Source organism: Sphingomonas sp. G5 (assembly GCF_052660795.1).
Window position 1 is genome coordinate 1,120,245 of record NZ_CP109660.1, and the last position, 16,997, is coordinate 1,137,241.

Below are 16,997 nucleotides of genomic sequence, written 5' to 3' on the forward strand. Positions count from 1 at the left end.
TGTCTGGCTGCCACCTCGGGTCCCGCCTCACAGCTCGATCTCCTGCACGCTCCGCAGCTCCCGTGCGGCGATCGGGCGCAGCCCGCGTCGGATGAACGTGTCGGCAGCGGCCAGGGCGCCGACGTCGATACGCGCCGCCGTCGCGATGTCGGCGATCGGCGCCTGGAACGTGCGGAACGCGCCGAGCGGCGGCACCGTCAGCCCCTGGTGCGTGTCGACGAGCGCGGTCTGATCGAGCACGAAACCGGCCGCGGCCAGCGTCTCGCCCTGCCGCCACGCCGCGATCTTCCAGAACCGCAGCGGCACCTGGATGCCGCGGTACGGCGGATCGTCGTCGTCGAGCACCGGTGCCGTGAACACCGCCAGCCGCTGATCGGTGGTCTCGGCGTAGGACAGGACGTGGTCTTCGAGCCCGAGCCACAGTTCTTTCGACTGGTTGAACCCGGCCGCTTGCGGCGCGGCGTTCGTGTAGAAGAACGTCGCCTCGGTGGCATCCCGAGCCTCGGCTGCGGAACCCCAGCCGGGGTCGCGGCGGCGCACCAGGTGACCGCGGTCGAGGTCGTTGCGGCTGTACACCTCGGGTCCGGCCTGCGCGTCGTCAGGCACGCGCGGGTCGAGACGCCACTCGCCCGTTCGCGGTTGCTCGCGCAGGGTCGCGCCGTCGATCACGACGCCGGTGACCGCCGCGAATCGGCGCCGTTCGTCGAGCAGCACCGAGAATCTCGGATAGTCGAGCCGCGTGGTCGCCGCGGCGGGCGCGGGAAGCAGCAGGGGGATGCCGAGGAAGTCCGGATCGTAGCCGTCGCTCATACCTCCATCGTGCCGGTGACATCCGACATCGCGACAGACTGGGGCGATGGAACAGCTCGTGAAGACCCGCGCCGACGCGCCCGCCGGATTCTTCGCCGCGGAAGCCGCGGGGCTGCGGTGGCTCGCGGCGGCCGGGGAGCGCGTATCGCGCGGGTCATCGCCGTCGGCGACGACCGGATCGCCCTCGAGCGCATCGCGGAGGCCGCGCCGATGCGCGCGGCGGCGGCGGACTTCGGGGCGGCGCTCGCCGCGACCCACACGGCCGGGGCCGATGCCTTCGGCTCACCGCCGCCCGGATGGGAGGGGGACGTCTTCATCGGTCGGCGCTCGCAACCCGCGCGTCCCGAACCGACCTGGGGTGCGTTCTACGCGGCTCAACGCGTCGAGCCGTTCGTGCCCATCGCGGTCGCGGCGGGCAACCTGTCGGCATCCGGTGCCGAGGTCGTCCGACGGGCGTGCGCCCTGATCGCCGACGGCGCCTTCGACGACGACGAACCGCCCGCCCGCCTGCACGGCGACCTGTGGGCTGGCAACGTGCTCTGGGCTGCGGAGGGCGTCGTGCTGATCGACCCCGCGGCGCACGGCGGGCATCGCGAGACCGACCTCGCGATGCTGGAGCTGTTCGGGTGTCCGTTCCTCGACGACATCCTTGCCGCGTACGACACCGCACACCCCCTGCGGGAGGGATGGCGGGCCCGTGTGCCGCTCCATCAGCTGCACCCGCTCGCGGTGCACGCGGCGGGCCACGGCGCTTCGTACGGGCGGGCGCTCGTCCGTGCCGCGGAGCGGACGATCGCGTTGACGTGAGGCGCGCGCAGTGCCCATATTGAGAAGCATTATCAATATGATGGATGCCATGACGTCACCCGTCTTTCCCTTCACCGCCGTCGTCGGTCAGGACGGTCTGCGACACGCTCTCACGCTCTGCGCCGTCGATCCGGCAGTGGGAGGCGTGCTGGCGCTGGGCGACCGCGGAACGGGGAAGTCGACGACCGTGCGCGGGCTCGCTCAACTGCTCGCGCGGGAGGACCTCGACATGCCGGTCGTCGACCTGCCGCTCGGGGCGAGCGAGGACCGCGTGCTCGGATCGCTCGACATCGACCGGGCGCTCCGCGGTGAGATCGCCTATGCACCGGGCCTGCTCGCGGCGGCGCACGGCGGCATCCTGTACATCGACGAGGTCAATCTGCTCGACGACTACCTCGTCGACCTGCTGCTCGACGTCGCCGCCTCGGGGGTGAACACCGTCGAGCGCGACGGCATCAGTCACACGCACCCCGCGCGGTTCGTGCTCGTGGGCAGCGGCAATCCCGAGGAGGGCGAGCTGCGCCCCCAGCTGGAGGACCGCTTCGGACTGTCGACGCCGGTCGCGACGATCCGCGACGTCGAGCAGCGGTGGGAGATCGTGCGCCGACGCTTGGCGTTCGAGCGCGATCCGCGCGGGTTCCTCGCGGAGTGGGCCGAGCGGGAGGAACGTCTCGCCGCGCGGATCCGCCTCGCTCGTGACCGGTGCGCCGACGTCGACCTCGAAGACGACCTGCTCGAGGCCGCCGTCCGCCTCTGCGTCGACGCGGGAGCGGTGGGGCACCGCGCGGAACTCGTCCTCGTGCGGGCCGCCCGGGCGGCCGCGGCGCTCGCGGGACGCCCCGCGGTCACCGTCCACGACCTCGCCGCCGTGGCGGTTCCCGCTCTGCAGCACCGCACTCCCCGCACCGCCCTCGAGCCGGTATCGGCCGCCGCCGCCCGCGTGCGGGTCGCCGCGACCGCGGTGCTGGGGCGGCGCGTTGCCTGAGACGCGCATCGCTTCCCCCGATCGCTCCGTCGCCGCGACCGGCTCGCGCGCCGATGGTGGGGTGGCAGAGCTCCGCGCGGAGATCGCGGGAGACATCCCCCTCGCGCCCGCTGCTCACGCGGTGATCGAGGCGTGGCGCTCCGGTGCTCCGTTCGGTCTCGCACTGACGGGTGACCCCCAGCGCGCCGAGGAGGTCTTCCGCTCTCTGCGTCCGCAGGCCACCCGGGTCGTTCGGCGAGCGGATGCGGACGCGCCGTCCCCGGAGACCGCCCGGGTCCTCGCGCTGTGCCTCGAGGGGGCGACGCTGCCCCCCACCGTGCGCCGCCTCTGCACCGCCGTCGTCGACGTGGGCGGACGAGTGGCACCGGGGCGGAGGCCGGCGGGCGAGGACGAAGCGGGGCTGTGGCGTCGTGTGATCAGGGTGCTGGCGGCGCACGGTGTGCGCGACGGAGCGATCGACGTCGCGGCCTGCGTCCTGGCATCCACCCTCGTCGCGGAGGGATGGAAAGGCGACCCCGTCACCCTCGTGCGCGCGATGGTCGCCGTCCCCCATGGGCGGGCGATGCGGCCGAACGGCGACAGCGACGGCGGAGGGGCGGACGGCGCGTCGGATGAGGAGCCGGACGGGACGGTTGCCGGTGACCCGTCCGGTGCGTCGACGGCGGCCTCGGAAGGGGATGCCGCCGACGACGGCGAGGGAGAGACGGGGCCGGGAGGGAGCAGGGGCGAGGAGCCGCCCGCGGATGCGCGTGAAACCGCCGCGCCCGAGGCCGGCGACGGCGGAGAAGACGCGTCGGCGGACCCGGATCCCGCGACCGACGAGGCCGCGGAGGAAGTTCCCGACGCCTCCGCTGAGGACGGCGGCGAGGCGCTCCACGAGGCGGGCGACCCGCGTGCCCCGACGTCCGAAGCCGCGCCCGCCACCGCGTCGGCCGACGGGGCGCCCGAAGCCGGTGTGGTGACCCACGATCCCGACGAGAACCCCTTCGCGCGTGCCGTCGCGCTCGCCGACCCCACTTTGAGCGACACCGTGGTGCGAGCGACGGTGCGGGCGGGGCGGAGCGCACGCCGCGGTGCAATGCGGGCGGGTAGCGGTCGGGGCCGGCCCGGTCGCGTCGTCGCCCTGGAGAGGGCGGGCGGGCGCATCGCGATCCTCCCCACGCTGCAACGCGCTCTGCGCCGGCACGCGACGACCGGCGCGACGGGCGAGCTCGCCCTCGATCGCGACGACCTACGCGGGCGTCTGCGGAACGAGCCCACGGCATCGCACACGGTGATCGTGGTCGACGGCTCGTCGTCGATGGGAACGGCCGGAGCCGCGCACGCGCGCCGCGTCGCGGACGCTGCCCTCGCGCACGTGTACCGGGACCGGGGCGACGTGAGCATCGTGCTCGCGGCCGGGTCGTTCTCGCGTGTGGTGCAGCAACGGACCGCCCGGACATCCCGCGCCCGCGCGGCTCTCGAGCGCGCGAGCGCCGAAGGCGGGGGAGGCACACCCCTCGCGGATGCCGTGAGGTGCGCTCTGGAGCAGTTCGGGGACGCACCGCGCGAGCGCTGCCGTCTCGTGATCGTGAGCGATGGTCACGCGACGGTCGACCTCGTCGGACGCGCAGACCCGTCGACCGCGACGGCCGATCTTCGCGTCCAGCTCGATCGCGCGACGGCGCGCGCCGCGCGCACCGTGTTCGTACCGCTCGATCCCCGCGGGTGGGCACCGCTGGAACGCACGCTCGCCCCGTTCCGCGCCGCGGGAGTCACGGTCTCTCCGGGCTGAACGACGAGGGGCCCGGGCCGAGGCATCCCGGCCTCGCATCCGCGCCCACCGGCGCGGCCGTCACGCCTCGACGCTCGACCGGCGTCGCGCCCGCCGCGCCAGCACGAGATCGATGCCCACGCCGATCCCGACCGCGACGACGATCGACACGACGACCGCGACCACCGGTCCGCCCGGCACGACCGCGGCTACGACCGCACCGATCACTGCCTGGTACGCCGCCCACGCCAGAGCCGCCAGCGCCGCGACGCCGAGGTAGCGCACCGGATTCACCCGCGCGGCCCCCGCCGCGAGATTGACGGCGAGCCGGGCGAAGGGCACGAACCGCGCCGTGAACAGCACGACGGCGGCGTTGCGCTCGAGGCGCGCCCGGGCCCACTCGAGCGCCGCGCGCACGCGGGGTCCACGCATCCACGCCCAGCGTTCGACGCCGACGATGCGCCCCACCAGATAGCAACAGGCGTCTCCCGCGAAAGCGGCGAGCCCCGCGACCACGATGACCCCGGCCAACGGCGGCGTCCCGTGCGACACCGCCAATGCACCGAACGCCGTCACCGCGGCCTCTCCCGGCACGACGACCAGGAACGCGTCGGCGAACACGAGCGCCGCCATGCCGAGCAGGGCCCAGGGGCTCGCCGCGATCGCCTGCAGCCAGGCGTCGACTCCGTCCATTCCGTCACTCTCCGCCGCCGATCGAGACGCCCCGCCGACGCGGCGGTGACCCCCAGGAGAGCATCGGGTGAACATCGCGAACGTCGGGCTCCCCGAGCTCCCGCGATGCCGATGCGCACCCCACCCTGGTCACGTGAGAGTCGCGCTGCTGGCCGAATCCTTCCTCCCGCACATGAACGGGGTCACCGGTTCCGTCCTCCATGTCCTGCGCCATCTGGCGGAGGCGGGACACGAGACGCTCGTGATCGCCCCCAAGTCCGGCGACGTCACCGCCGACCTGCACGGAGCCCGCACCGAGCTGCTGCGCTCCGTGCCGCTGCCGTCGTACCCCGAGGTGCGTGTCGTGTTCGCCCGCGCCGCACGCCTGGGCGCGCTGCTGCGCGATTTCGATCCCGACGTCGTGCACCTGGCATCGCCCTTCGTCCTCGGCTGGCAGGGGCTGGCCGCCGCCGACGCGCTCAAGATCCCCTCGGTCGCGGTGTACCAGACCGATGTCGTCGCCTATTCGCAGAAGTACGGCCTCCCCCACGCCACAGCCCTGGTCGCGGGGCACGTCTCGCGCCTGCACCGCCGCGCGACCCTCACGCTCGCCCCCTCGTCGGCCTCGACCCGGCAGCTCGAGGAGCTCGGGGTCGACCGCATCCGCCGGTGGGGCAGGGGAGTGGATGCCGTGCGTTTCGCCCCCGAGCACCGCGACGACGCGTGGCGCGCGCGGATCGCCCCGAACGGCGAACGCATCATCGGCTACGTGGGCCGCCTCGCCCCCGAGAAGCAGGTCGACGACCTGCGCACCCTCGCCGATCTGCCCGGTACGCGCCTGGTGATCGTGGGTGACGGACCGTCGCGTCCCGCTTTGGAGAAGGCGATCCCGGATGCCGTGTTCACCGGCCACCTGGGCGGTTCGCAGCTCGCATCGACCCTTGCGGGCTTCGATGTGTTCGTCCATCCGGGGGAGAGCGAGACGTTCGGCCAGACCATTCAGGAGGCGCTCGCGAGCGGTGTCCCGGTCGTCGCCACCGGGGTCGGCGGACCGCTGGATCTCGTGCGTTCGAGCGTGGACGGGTGGTTGTACAGACCCGGTGACCTCGGCGATCTGCGGACGCGCGTGGCGGACCTCGTGGGAGACGAGGCGAAGCGCCGTGCCTTCGCGCGCGCGGCGCGCGGTTCGGTGGAGGGTCGGACGTGGTCGGCGCTGACCGGGGCACTGATCGAGCACTACCACGACGCGGTGGCCCTCCGTCGCGTCGACGACAGTCTGCTGCGGCGCACGAGCCCGCGACCGGCGGGCACCGCGACCTCCCGGACCCGGGGGCAGTGGACGCGCTTCGTGGCGCTGGGCGACTCGCTCACGGAGGGGCTGTGCGACGCGTCGCGCATGCCGTCGGGCCAGTTCCGCGGGTGGGCCGACCGCCTCGCCGAGCTGCTCGCGGGCACGACGGATCAGGGACCGTTCCGCTACGCGAACCTCGCCGTGCGAAGCCGGCGGGTGCGGCATCTGATCGATGAGCAGATCCCGGCCGCGCTCGAGTTGAAGCCCGATCTCGTGTCGATCCTCATCGGGGCGAACGATCTCGTCGGTCCCGCCCCCGTGCTGCCGGCGCTGGTGTCCGAGGTCGAGTCGGCGGTGCGGGCGCTTCGTCGCGGCGGCGCGGACGTGCTGCTGGTCACGACGTTCCTTCCGCAGCGGCCCGCGGCCCGCATCTTCGCTCGGCGCTTCGCGGCGTACAACGTGCACCTGCGCCGCATCGCCGCGGAGCAGGGAGCGGTCCTTCTCGACCTCGAGGCCGTGGGCGAGATCGGTGAGGCGCCGATGTGGGCCGACGACCTGGTGCACCTCAGCTCCGCCGGACACCGCCTGGTCGCCTACCGGGCCGCGGAGGCGCTGGGCGTACCGGATGCGCGAGCGCTGCTCGGCCTCGACGAGGCCCTGCACGCCGACGACGCCGAGCGACCGAGCGGGACCTGGCTCACGCGCGACGCCCTGCCGTGGCTGTGGCGACGCGTGCGCGGGCGCACCGCCGGAGACGGGGTCGTCGCCAAGCACACCGGTTACGTCGAGCTGCCGACCCGCGGTGATCGGCTGCGCGCCGACGCGGTCTGAGTCTCGAGTGCGCCTCAGTACCAGCCGGTGCGTTGGGAGTGATCCCACGCCCCGCATGGGGAGCCGTATCGCGAGCTGATGTACGACAGGCCCCAGGAGATCTGGGTGTTCGCGTTCGTGCGCCAGTCGAGGCCGAAAGCGGCCATCTTGTCGCCGGGGAGCGCCTGGGGAATGCCGTAGGCGCCGCTGCCGCTGTTGTAGGCGTCGACCCGCCAGCTCGACTCACGGTTCCACAGCGAGACGAGGCACGAGAACTGGTCGTCGCCCCAGCCGTAGCGACCGATCGCGCCGCGGGCCGCGGAGCGGGCTTCGCCCGGGCTCATGACAGGGCCCGCCGGGGCGGTCGATCCGCCGGACCCGCTGCCCGCGCCGGACCCGCTGCCCGCGCCGGAGCCGCCACCGGAGGTCGAGCCGCCCGATCCGCTGCCCGAATCCGAACCGTTGCCGGGTCCGCCCGACCCGCCTCCGACCGACGCTCCGCCGCCCGCACCCGAACCGCCGCCCGCGCCCGTAGCGGGTCCGCCCGCCGACCCGCCGGGCTGCTGCGCGTCGCGTTGCACCTTCTCCTGCTCGCGCGCCGCGCGTTCCTGAGCGGCGGTGGTCGCCCGCAGTGCCGCGAGCTGGGCGTACAGATCATCGAGACGCGCCTGCGCCGCCCGCACGGTCTCGGTCTCGGCGTCGGCGTCGCTCTGCGCCGTCGCGGCGGTGGCCCGTGCGTCGTCGGCGAGGCGCGCGGCTTCGTCGCGTGCCTGCTCGGCTTGTTCGCGCAAGGAGGTGGCGACGTCGGCCGCGCTGCGGGCCCGGCCCGCGGTGCGTGCCGTGATCTCGGACACACGATCCAGGATGCCGAGCCGCTCGAGCAGCGAATCGGGATCGGCGTCCGTCAGGAGCTGCGCCACGAGGGGTCCGCCGCCCACGGTGCGGTACAACCGTGCGGCACTGGCTCCCGCGGCGGCGGCGCTGGAGGTCTCCGCGGCATCGGCCGCGGCGCTTTGCGCGGTCAGCTCCGCCGCGCGCGCCGCGGTCCGTTCCGCCTGGACGCGTGTCTGCTCGGCGACGGCCGACGCATCGAGGGCACGGTGTGACGCGGCTGCGGCATCGGCCTCCGCGGCATCCAATTCCTGCTTCACCTGGGCCACGGCGCTGTCGTCGACGACGGCGAGGGCACGGCCGGTGCGGACGTCCGCCGAGGCGGGAGAGGGCACGAGGGCCGCGCCGGCGACGACGCACGCGAGAAGCGTGTGACTCATGCGACGAATGAGGCCCATGAGGTCACGCTAGAGCACGATCCCGTGTGCTGCCCACCCCCGAACGGTGGTCGCTGATAGGGTGAGGAAGGATGCCGCCTTGGCATCGGCTCAACTACATATGAGCTCACGGAGCAGGCCGGCAGACGCTGGTCCCCTGTGGTGGACTCCCCGTCGGATCGCCGGGTGGTCGTCTACTGGTGGCCAGTCGCCGGGAATTCCGGGCCGACTCGTCGGCGCGCCCTTTCTGCCTGTTCCTGCTCCTTCGCATGTCAGCTCGTCGCCCACACGGGGCGGCGAGCCTAAACAAAGAAGGAGGGACCTCTTGGAAGGTCCAGAAATCACCGCCGCTGAAGCCGTTCTCGACAACGGCCGTTTCGGCACCCGCACCGTCCGGTTCGAGACCGGACGCCTCGCTCAGCAGGCTCAGGGCGCTGTCGCCGCGTACCTCGACGAGGAGACCATGCTCCTGTCGGCCACCAGCGCCGGCAAGCACCCGCGTGAAGGATTCGACTTCTTCCCGCTGACCGTCGACGTCGAAGAGCGCTCCTACGCCGCCGGCAAGATCCCCGGCTCGTTCTTCCGCCGCGAGGGTCGCCCCTCCACCGAGGCCATCCTCGTGTGCCGCCTCATCGACCGCCCGCTGCGCCCGTCGTTCGTCGACGGCCTCCGCAACGAGGTTCAGATCGTCGTCACCGTCCTGTCGATCGCGCCCGGCGAGTTCTACGACGCTCTCGCGATCAACGCCGCGTCGCTGTCGACCCAGATCTCGGGTCTGCCGTTCTCGGGTCCCATCGCCGGTGTGCGCCTCGCGCTCATCCCCGGTCAGGGTGAGAACGCCGACCAGTGGGTCGCCTTCCCGACCGTCACGCAGCTCGAAGACGCCGTCTTCGACCTCATCGTCGCGGGCCGCGTGCTCGACGACGGCGACGTCGCCATCATGATGGTGGAGGCCGAAGCCACCGAGGGCAGCTGGAACATGATCAAGGGCGGCGCCACCAAGCCGAACGAGCAGGTCGTGGCCGAGGGCCTCGAGGCAGCCAAGCCCTTCCTTCGTCAGCTGGTCGACGCGCAGAACGAGGTCGCGCGTACCGCGGCCAAGGAGATCCAGTCGTTCCCCGTCTTCCCGGCCTACAGCCAGGAGACCTACGACTTCGTCGCCGGTCGCGCGTACGACCGTCTGGTGCCCGTGTACCAGATCGCCGACAAGCAGGAGCGTCAGAACGCCGATGACGAGGTCAAGACCTCGGTCAAGGAGCAGCTCGTCGCCGCCGTCGAGTCGGGCGAGCTGCCCGCCGTCGCGACCCTCGAGTTCAACGCGGCCTACAAGTCGGTCACCAAGACGATCGTCCGCGGTCGCATCCTGGCCGAGGGCGTGCGCATGGACGGCCGCGGACTCGCAGACATCCGCCCGCTCGACGCCGAGGTGCAGGTCATCCCGCGCGTGCACGGTTCGGCGATCTTCCAGCGCGGAGAGACCCAGATCCTGGGCGTCACCACACTGAACATGCTCAAGATGGAGCAGCAGATCGATTCGCTGTCGCCCATCACGAGCAAGCGCTACCTGCACCACTACAACTTCCCGCCGTACTCGACCGGTGAGACCGGTCGCGTGGGCAGCCCGAAGCGTCGCGAGATCGGTCACGGCTTCCTGGCCGAGCGCGCGCTCGTTCCTGTGCTCCCCAGCCGCGAGGAGTTCCCCTACGCGATCCGTCAGGTGTCCGAGGCCCTCGGCTCCAACGGTTCGACGTCGATGGGCTCGGTCTGCGCCTCGACCCTGTCGCTGCTGAACGCGGGTGTGCCCCTTCGCGCCCCCGTCGCCGGTATCGCCATGGGCCTGGTCACCGACGAGGTCGACGGACAGACGCGCTACGCCGCGCTGACCGACATCCTCGGCGCCGAAGACGCCCTCGGCGACATGGACTTCAAGGTCGCCGGCACGAGCGAGTTCATCACCGCGATCCAGCTCGACACCAAGCTCGACGGCATCCCTTCGTCGGTGCTCGCTGCCGCCCTGACCCAGGCCAAGGAGGCTCGTCTGACGATCCTCAACGTCCTGAACTCGGCGATCGACGCGCCCGACGAGATGGCGCCCACCGCGCCCCGCGTCATCAGCGTCCAGATCCCCGTCGACAAGATCGGCGAGCTCATCGGACCCAAGGGCAAGACGATCAACTCCATCCAGGACGAGACCGGCGCCCAGATCTCGATCGAGGACGACGGCACCGTGTACATCGGCGCGACCGACGGCCCCTCGGCCGAGGCCGCCCGTGCCCAGGTGAACGCGATCGCCAACCCGACCAACCCCGAGGTGGGCGAGCAGTTCCTCGGAACCGTCGTCAAGATCGCCACCTTCGGCGCGTTCGTGTCGCTGCTTCCCGGTAAGGACGGCCTGCTGCACGTCAGCGAGGTCCGCAAGCTCGCGGGTGGCAAGCGCGTCGAGAACGTCGAAGACGTGCTGTCGGTCGGTCGGAAGATCCTCGTGCGCATCACGAAGATCGACGACCGCGGCAAGCTGTCGCTCGAGCCCGTGCTCGACGAAGACGCCACCACGCCCGAGCCGGCGGACACGCAGAGCTCGGCCGCCGCGAGCGAGGGCCCCGAGGCTCCCGCCGAAGGCTGATCGTCTCGTCATCGGATGCCCGTCCCGCTTCGCGGGGCGGGCATCCGTCGTTCGGGGGTGTGGCGCAGGGACGGCCGCTGCGGAAGCGTTACGCAATGTTTATCGCCACGGCGGGGCAATGGGCTGGCCGGTCCCGGGGAGGGCCTAGCCTCGTAGTACGTCGGGGGGCGTGGTGATACGGGGGCATCCGTACCGTCATCCGGCATCGCGGGGAGAGGACCTCACCATGAGCGGCTCGGGCGTCGACGAGACGGCCTCACCGCGCCTGCGCCGGAATCGCGCCCCGCACCCGTCATCGCCGATCACCCTGCAGGGCCCCGGTCTCGGCTCCCACGTGCGCGTCCCTCTCGGAGAGACGGGCTTCGAGGTTTTTCCGCTCTTCCTCGGCGGGGGAGAGTTCGGCTGGAACGTCGACGCGCGTTCGAGCCACGAGATCCTCGATGCCTACGCCGAGCTCGGCGGCAATGCGCTGCACACGGCGGACAGCTATGCCGCGGGTCGCAGCGAGTTCATCATCGGCGAATGGCTTCGCACCCGCCGCATGCGCGACGACGCCGTGCTGACGGTCCGTATCGGCGGTCACCCCGACAACCCCGGGCTCGATTCCGTCAACCTCGTCCGCGCCGTCGAGGCCTCGCTCACGCGTCTGGGTACCGATCGCATCGACGTGCTCTCGCTCGACGCCGCCCGGGGCGACCGGGCCCTTCTCGAGGACACCTTGGCCACCAGCGAATGGCTCGTGGAGTCGGGAAAGGTCCGCGCCATCGGCGCGCACGGCTACACGGCCGCGCAGCTCGTCGAGGCCCGGATCCTGTCTTCGGCCGGATACCCGCGCATCACGGTGCTCGACGTACCCTACAACGTGCTGCGCCGCTCCGAGTTCGAGGGCGACGTGCGTCTCATCGCCTCGGCGCAGAACATGGCCGTGACCCCCTCGCACCCGCTCGCGCACGGCTTCCTCGCCGGAGAGACGCGCACCCGCGGCCAGTCCTCCCAATCGGTGCGCGGCACGCAGGTCGCGGCGCATCTCAACCGCCGTGGTTCGCGCGTGCTCCGCGCCCTCGATGCGGTGGGCGACGAACTCGGACTCCCGGATGCCGCGGTGGCGGTGGCCTGGCTGCTCGCGCAGAAGATCGTGACGGCTCCGATCGTCAACGCCTTCGCACCCCGCCACGTCGTGGAGTGCATGCGCGCCGTGGGTGTGCGCCTGAGCCGCGCGCACCTGTCGGATATCGCCCGAGCCGCAGAGTGACCGGCCCCCTTTTCGGGGTGTGACGTAGGCTTGTCGGTGAGGGCCGGGGGACGGCAGATCGACGACGGAGTGAGCTGACGTGACGCACTACATCTACCTGGTGCGCCATGGCGAGCACCAGGATGCCGAACACGGCCTCACCGACGGACCCCTCTCTCCGCGCGGGCAGCGCCAGGCCGCTCTGCTGGCTGACCGCCTCTCCGGGCTCCCGCTCGACGCTGTATGGCACTCGCCTCTGGAACGCGCGGCGCAGACCGCCCGCGCGGTCGCCGACCGTCTTCCCGCGATCACACCCGAGTCCTCGGCGCTGCTGTTCGATTGCATCCCCACCGGGATGACGCCCGAGACGCCGGCGGTGTTCGAGCCCTTCTTCGGATCGGTGACCGAGGCCGAGATCGATGCGGGTCGCGCCCAGATGGCCGACGCCACCGCCGAGTTCCTCGCGCGCAAGGCGGGCGAGGTGCACGAGCTCGTCATCACGCACAACTTCGTGATCTCGTGGTTCGTCCGCGAGGTGCTGCAAGCCCCCGATTGGCGGTGGATGACGATCAATCAGGCCTACTGCGGTCTGACCGTCATCGCGCAGAAGAAGGGGCGGCCCTGGACGCTGCTGTCCCATAACGACCTGGCTCACCTGCCGGTGGAGTTGCGCACCGGTCTCGTCGACCCCCTTCCCGTCTGAGCTCGTCGCGGCACGTCTGTGGATAAGGCCGCAGCGCCGGGTGGTCGCGCCTAGGCTGGGGGCATGACGACGCGCGTGGCCATTGTGGGCGGAACCGGAAAGCTCGGCGGAGTGATCCGCGCGGTCGTCGAGGCCGAAGAAGGCTACGAGGTCGCGGCCGTCCTCACCTCGGCCTCCCCGCTCAGCGAGATCGACGGCGCCGACCTCGTCATCGACGCGACCACGCCCGCCGTGTCGATCGACGTGGTCCGAGCGGCCGTCGAGCGTGGCATCAACGTGCTGGTCGGCACGTCGGGCTGGTCGAACGAGCGCATCGCGCTGGTTCGTTCCCTGGTGGATGCCAGCGGCACGGGCGCCGTCTTCATCCCCAACTTCTCTCTCGGTTCGGTGATCGGCAGCGCCCTCGCGGCCGCGGCGGCGCCGTTCTTCCCGTCGATCGAGATCGTCGAAGCGCACCGCGAGTCCAAGATCGACTCCCCGAGCGGTACCGCCGTCCGCACGGCGGAGCTCATCGCGGCGGCGCGGACCGACGTCGGACCCGTCGAATCACCGCACGTCGATCAGCGGGCCCGCGGCCAACGCGTCGCCTCCGTCCCCGTCCATTCCCTGCGCCGCCCGGGCGTCGTCGCTCGACAGGAGACGATTCTGTCGGGAGCGGGGGAATCGCTCACCCTCGTCCACGACACGATCGAGCCGGCGAAGGCGTACGCCCCCGGCATCCGGATCGCCCTGGCCGCCGCGCGCGAGGCCCGCGGGGTGCACGTGGGTCTCGACAGCTTCATCGACATCGGCGTGCGCACCCGCCCCCTCCCGGCCGGGGCCCCCATCGCCGACGGCGACGTGTCGGGCCAGGTGGCGGGCGTCACCAGCGCATGAGAGTGCGGATCGCGGTAGCCGTCATGACGGTGCTGCTGCTGATGTACGTGGCACTCGCCGGCCAGCGGGCCATCGTCCTGCTCTCGAGCGGTGAGACCGTCGGTGTCGTGATGGGGGTCGCGCTCCTCGTTCTGCCGGCCCTCGCGATCTGGGCGATCGGCCGTGAGCTGTGGTTCGGCGTCCGCGCCCAGCAGTTGGGGGAGCGTTTGGATGCCGAGGGCGGCCTCCCCGAGGAAGACCTCCCCGTGCGCCCGAGTGGACGCATCGAGCGCGAGGACGGCGATGCTCTGTTCCCGCGGTACCGCGCTGACGTCGAGGAGCACCCCGGCGACTGGCGCGCCCGATACCGGCTCGGACTCGCGTACGACGCGGCCGGAGATCGTCGCCGCGCGCGTGACGCCATCCGCACGGCGATCCGTCTCGAGACGGCAGCGCGCCGCACGGCTTGATCGGACGCGGCGCCTTGGCCCTCGGCATCCGGCCCCGCTTGGGACTCGGAACGGACGCACCCGGGCGCGCACGTCGCCGTCCGCTCGGAGTCGGGAGCCGGTGGGGCAGCCGATTGTGCGCCGGCCGCCCCGTCGTTGTCAGGCCGCGTCGTGAGCGGGGACTGCCGAGGCGACGGCCTCCTCGACCGTGCGGTGCGTGAAGGCGAACCCGCTGTCCTCCAGGGCAGCGGGGCGCACGTCGGCGTCCGATGTGAGCAGGGCTTCCGTCGCATCGGATCCCAGGGCGAGCTTCACGCCCCAGATCGGCGCGCGCACGAGGTACGGACGGTTCATCCGGCGAGCGAGGGCGAACCCGAGATCGTTGGCCGTCGCCCGCACGGGTCCGGTGAGGTTGACCGGTCCCGCCAGGTCGGAATCGATGACGTGGCGGATGGCCCGCACCTCGTCGTCGAGCGAGATCCACGGCCATACCTGGGTGCCGCGCCCGATCGGACCCGAGATGCCGAGCTTGGTCAGCAGCAGCAGGGGCTTGAGCACACCCTGCTCGTGTACGACGGGCGCCGTGCGCAGCATCGCGACGCGGGCCGAGTCGCCCGCGGCGCGGGCAGCATCCTCCCAGTCGACGCAGATGTCGGCGAGAAGGCCGGAGCCGCGCTTCGAGGTCTCGGTCAGCACGGCTCCCGGCTGCGAGCCGTAGAAGCCGGTGGCGCTGGCGTTCACGAGTGCGGGGGCATCGTCGCCGAGTGAGCGGACGGCCGCCGCCAGCGTGCGGGTCGGCGTGATCCGCGACCACAGGAGCGTGCTCTTGTACGAAGGGGTCCAGGGGAAGTGGCCGATGGACGCGCCGTTCAAGCACACCACCGCGTCGGCTCCGGCGATGACGTCGGGGTCGAGCGGCCTGGCATCCTGCAGCCACTGCACCTCGTCCGCAACGGTCGGCTCGTGACGCACGAGCGAGGTGACCTCGACACCGTCACCGCGCAGTGAGTCGAGCAGCGCCAAACCGATGAGGCCCGACGCGCCGGCAAGGACGACGCGTCGGGCAGAAGTCTCAGGCAAGCGTGGCCTCGAGGGTGATGTCGATGCCGGTGAGCGCCTGCGAGACCGGGCAGTTGGCCTTCGCGTCGGCGGCGATCTTCTGGAACGTCTCGTCGTCGAGCCCCGGGACGACGGCGTTGACGTTCAGGTGACTCCCGGTGATGCCGGTGCCGGGCTTGAAAGTGATCGACGCGGTGGCGTCGACCGACTCGGGCGGGGTGCCGTTCTCGGCCAACGCGTTCGACAGCGCCATGCTGAAGCACGACGAGTGGGCGCCCGCGAGCAGCTCTTCGGGCGTGGTGACCGAGCCCGACCCTTCGCTGCGCGCTTTCCAGTTCACGTCGAACGTGCCGATGCCCGACGAGGTGAACGTGACCTCGCCCGATCCCTCGAACAGGCTGCCTTTCCAGGCGGTGGTGGCTTCGCTCGTGACGGCCATGGGGAACCTCCGTTGTCTCGGCGCGGTCAGGGGTGACCGCGACGCGGCCAGCCTAACCAGAGCGTCCGACACCGGGCGGGTCTTGACAGCGCCCTGCTCGGAGACGCTCAGGCGGCGGCGGGACCGCGTCGTCCGACGAGCCCCGCGCGTTGCAGGACGAGGTAGAGCTGGCATCCGAGGCACAGGCCGAAGGCGGCGTTCAGGAACGCGGCCATGAACGCCATCGCCGCAGCGATCGGCAGCGCCCACGGCACCCCCGCGAGGTGCAGGAGCAGGCCCACGGCCGTGACGAACAGCCCCACGCCCTGCGCGAAGCGAGGCGGGCGAGGGTCTTCGAACTCGGTCGGAGGCGCGAGACGGGGCTGCACGATACGGCGGTACAGGGCGCCCCAGGGGGCGGTGCGGGGCCAGGCGACGCCCCAGACGAAGAGCAGGGCAACGATCAGCAGGAGGAGGAAGCCGGGGTCGGAGACACGCTCGGTGAAAGACGCGGCGGGCAGGGCCCACATGTCGGGGGACACGGCAACGCCGCCTGCGGCGGGAAAACCGACGGCCCCGCGCCGTGTCGAGATTCCGACCAGGGCGAGCACTGTCGCCAGGAGGAGCAGGACGGCGGTGATGGATGCCGCGAAGCGCGGGCCGCGGGCGTCGATGCGCGAGGGTTCAGCCATGGGAGGACTCCTTCTGCAGGCGGGTCAGTTCGCTCTCGACCGCGTCGCGTTCGATCGTCCCGCTGAAACGGGTGCGCACGACCCCGCGTCGGTCGAGGACGAGGGTGGTGGGGGTCTGCAGCACACGGAAGTGCTGGGCGAGGTCGGGGCGGTGGGTCAGGTCGACGTCGACGTAGACGACGCCTCGATGGGCGTCGGCGGCCTGCGTCAAGATGCGACGCACCCCGGGGCACCGCGAACAGATCTCGGTGCTGAACTGCACCAGGGTCGCTTCGGTGCCCAGCCGCTCCGCGCCCACGAGGCCCGGATCGACCGCCTCCGCCGAGGCGACCGTCCGTGCTCGACCCTGTCGGCGGCGGAACACGACACCGGCGATCGTCGTCAGCACGACGAGCGCGCCGACCGCGAGAAGAGCGAAGGTCAGGTCCACGACCGTCAACGCTAACGCGCGGGCGCGCGAGCAGGGCCGATGAGTCCTCCCATGACGGGCGCTCCTCCCCAGGGGTGCACCGTCTCCCGAGCCGGCCGACGAAACCCCGACGAAACCCCGACGAGAGCTCGTCGCGGGTAT

Annotated in this window: 16 protein-coding genes; 9 read left to right on the forward strand and 7 right to left on the reverse strand. The window is 71.9% G+C overall.

The window, feature by feature from the left end:
- Positions 1 to 27: 27 nt before the first annotated feature.
- On the reverse strand, positions 28 to 810 hold the full coding sequence (locus NE358_RS05375; RefSeq protein ID WP_289942160.1) for a DNA/RNA non-specific endonuclease: 783 nt from the start codon (positions 808 to 810) through the stop codon (positions 28 to 30).
- Between the two features lie 117 nt (positions 811 to 927).
- Here NE358_RS05375 and NE358_RS05380 point away from each other — a divergent pair, with 117 nt between their 5' ends.
- The 3 genes from NE358_RS05380 (at position 928) to NE358_RS05390 (ending at position 4,376) form a co-directional block, all read left to right on the forward strand.
- A complete protein-coding gene (locus NE358_RS05380; RefSeq protein WP_499318361.1) occupies positions 928 to 1,617 on the forward strand; it encodes a fructosamine kinase family protein in 690 nt (229 codons plus the stop codon).
- 49 nt (positions 1,618 to 1,666) lie between these two features.
- Complete coding sequence (locus tag NE358_RS05385; protein ID WP_116238868.1) at positions 1,667 to 2,602, forward strand: magnesium chelatase ATPase subunit I; 936 nt, start codon at positions 1,667 to 1,669, stop codon at positions 2,600 to 2,602.
- 61 nt (positions 2,603 to 2,663) lie between these two features.
- The gene (locus NE358_RS05390; RefSeq protein WP_289942177.1) at positions 2,664 to 4,376 is read left to right on the forward strand and encodes a VWA domain-containing protein; all 1,713 of its coding nucleotides are present in this window, start codon (positions 2,664 to 2,666) and stop codon (positions 4,374 to 4,376) included.
- A gap of 60 nt (positions 4,377 to 4,436) precedes the next feature.
- Here the strand turns inward: NE358_RS05390 and NE358_RS05395 are convergent, their stop codons facing one another.
- Positions 4,437 to 5,048 carry a DedA family protein gene (locus NE358_RS05395; RefSeq protein WP_103210387.1) on the reverse strand — a complete coding sequence of 204 codons (612 nt, stop codon included), beginning with the start codon at positions 5,046 to 5,048 and terminating at the stop codon, positions 4,437 to 4,439.
- A 133-nt stretch (positions 5,049 to 5,181) separates the two neighbouring features.
- Between NE358_RS05395 and NE358_RS05400 the strand changes: the two genes are divergently transcribed.
- Positions 5,182 to 7,149 carry a GDSL-type esterase/lipase family protein gene (locus tag NE358_RS05400; RefSeq protein WP_103210389.1) on the forward strand — a complete coding sequence of 656 codons (1,968 nt, stop codon included), beginning with the start codon at positions 5,182 to 5,184 and terminating at the stop codon, positions 7,147 to 7,149.
- 14 nt (positions 7,150 to 7,163) lie between these two features.
- On the opposite strand, the gene NE358_RS05405 is transcribed toward NE358_RS05400, so the two are convergent.
- Positions 7,164 to 8,417, reverse strand: coding sequence for an aggregation-promoting factor C-terminal-like domain-containing protein (locus tag NE358_RS05405; RefSeq protein WP_289942178.1), 1,254 nt, complete (start codon positions 8,415 to 8,417; stop codon positions 7,164 to 7,166).
- Positions 8,418 to 8,721: 304 nt separating this feature from the next.
- On the opposite strand from NE358_RS05405, the gene NE358_RS05410 reads away from it, so the two are divergent.
- The 5 genes from NE358_RS05410 to NE358_RS05430 all read left to right on the forward strand — a co-directional run bounded on the left by NE358_RS05410 (position 8,722) and on the right by NE358_RS05430 (position 14,278).
- Complete coding sequence (locus tag NE358_RS05410) at positions 8,722 to 11,019, forward strand: polyribonucleotide nucleotidyltransferase (RefSeq protein WP_103210392.1); 2,298 nt, start codon at positions 8,722 to 8,724, stop codon at positions 11,017 to 11,019.
- Between the two features lie 226 nt (positions 11,020 to 11,245).
- Positions 11,246 to 12,271 carry an aldo/keto reductase gene (locus NE358_RS05415; RefSeq protein ID WP_103210394.1) on the forward strand — a complete coding sequence of 342 codons (1,026 nt, stop codon included), beginning with the start codon at positions 11,246 to 11,248 and terminating at the stop codon, positions 12,269 to 12,271.
- Between the two features lie 79 nt (positions 12,272 to 12,350).
- Entirely contained in the window at positions 12,351 to 12,953 is a 603-nt protein-coding gene (locus tag NE358_RS05420) for a histidine phosphatase family protein (RefSeq protein WP_103210396.1), read from the forward strand.
- Positions 12,954 to 13,016: 63 nt separating this feature from the next.
- Positions 13,017 to 13,829: a 4-hydroxy-tetrahydrodipicolinate reductase gene (gene dapB, locus NE358_RS05425; protein ID WP_289942183.1), complete on the forward strand. Its 813-nt coding sequence runs from the start codon at positions 13,017 to 13,019 to the stop codon at positions 13,827 to 13,829.
- 2 nt (positions 13,830 to 13,831) lie between these two features.
- Positions 13,832 to 14,278, forward strand: coding sequence for a hypothetical protein (locus NE358_RS05430; RefSeq protein ID WP_499318364.1), 447 nt, complete (start codon positions 13,832 to 13,834; stop codon positions 14,276 to 14,278).
- Positions 14,279 to 14,416: 138 nt separating this feature from the next.
- Here the strand turns inward: NE358_RS05430 and NE358_RS05435 are convergent, their stop codons facing one another.
- From NE358_RS05435 to NE358_RS05450, 4 genes are all read right to left on the reverse strand, one after another.
- Positions 14,417 to 15,337 (reverse strand): TIGR01777 family oxidoreductase, encoded by a 921-nt coding sequence (locus NE358_RS05435; protein WP_289942185.1) that lies wholly within the window; start codon positions 15,335 to 15,337, stop codon positions 14,417 to 14,419.
- Entirely contained in the window at positions 15,330 to 15,755 is a 426-nt protein-coding gene (locus NE358_RS05440; RefSeq protein WP_103210405.1) for an OsmC family peroxiredoxin, read from the reverse strand. Before NE358_RS05440 ends, NE358_RS05435 begins: the two co-directional genes overlap by 8 nt.
- A 107-nt stretch (positions 15,756 to 15,862) precedes the next feature.
- Entirely contained in the window at positions 15,863 to 16,426 is a 564-nt protein-coding gene (locus NE358_RS05445) for a DUF4395 domain-containing protein (protein WP_289942187.1), read from the reverse strand.
- The gene (locus tag NE358_RS05450; RefSeq protein WP_116238391.1) at positions 16,419 to 16,856 is read right to left on the reverse strand and encodes a thioredoxin family protein; all 438 of its coding nucleotides are present in this window, start codon (positions 16,854 to 16,856) and stop codon (positions 16,419 to 16,421) included. Before NE358_RS05450 ends, NE358_RS05445 begins: the two co-directional genes overlap by 8 nt.
- Positions 16,857 to 16,997 lie beyond the last annotated feature (141 nt).

Excerpts from the sequence above, each read along its gene's own strand:
- NE358_RS05445 (WP_289942187.1), bottom strand. The coding sequence starts at position 16,426 with ATGGCTGAACCCTCGCGCATCGACGCCCGCGGCCCGCGCTTCGCGGCA.
- NE358_RS05405 (WP_289942178.1), bottom strand. The coding sequence starts at position 8,417 with ATGGGCCTCATTCGTCGCATGAGTCACACGCTTCTCGCGTGCGTCGTC.
- NE358_RS05415 (WP_103210394.1), top strand. The coding sequence starts at position 11,246 with ATGAGCGGCTCGGGCGTCGACGAGACGGCCTCACCGCGCCTGCGCCGG.
- NE358_RS05375 (WP_289942160.1), bottom strand. The coding sequence starts at position 810 with ATGAGCGACGGCTACGATCCGGACTTCCTCGGCATCCCCCTGCTGCTT.
- dapB (WP_289942183.1), top strand. The coding sequence starts at position 13,017 with ATGACGACGCGCGTGGCCATTGTGGGCGGAACCGGAAAGCTCGGCGGA.
- NE358_RS05395 (WP_103210387.1), bottom strand. The coding sequence starts at position 5,048 with ATGGACGGAGTCGACGCCTGGCTGCAGGCGATCGCGGCGAGCCCCTGG.
- NE358_RS05440 (WP_103210405.1), bottom strand. The coding sequence starts at position 15,755 with ATGGCCGTCACGAGCGAAGCCACCACCGCCTGGAAAGGCAGCCTGTTC.
- NE358_RS05385 (WP_116238868.1), top strand. The coding sequence starts at position 1,667 with ATGACGTCACCCGTCTTTCCCTTCACCGCCGTCGTCGGTCAGGACGGT.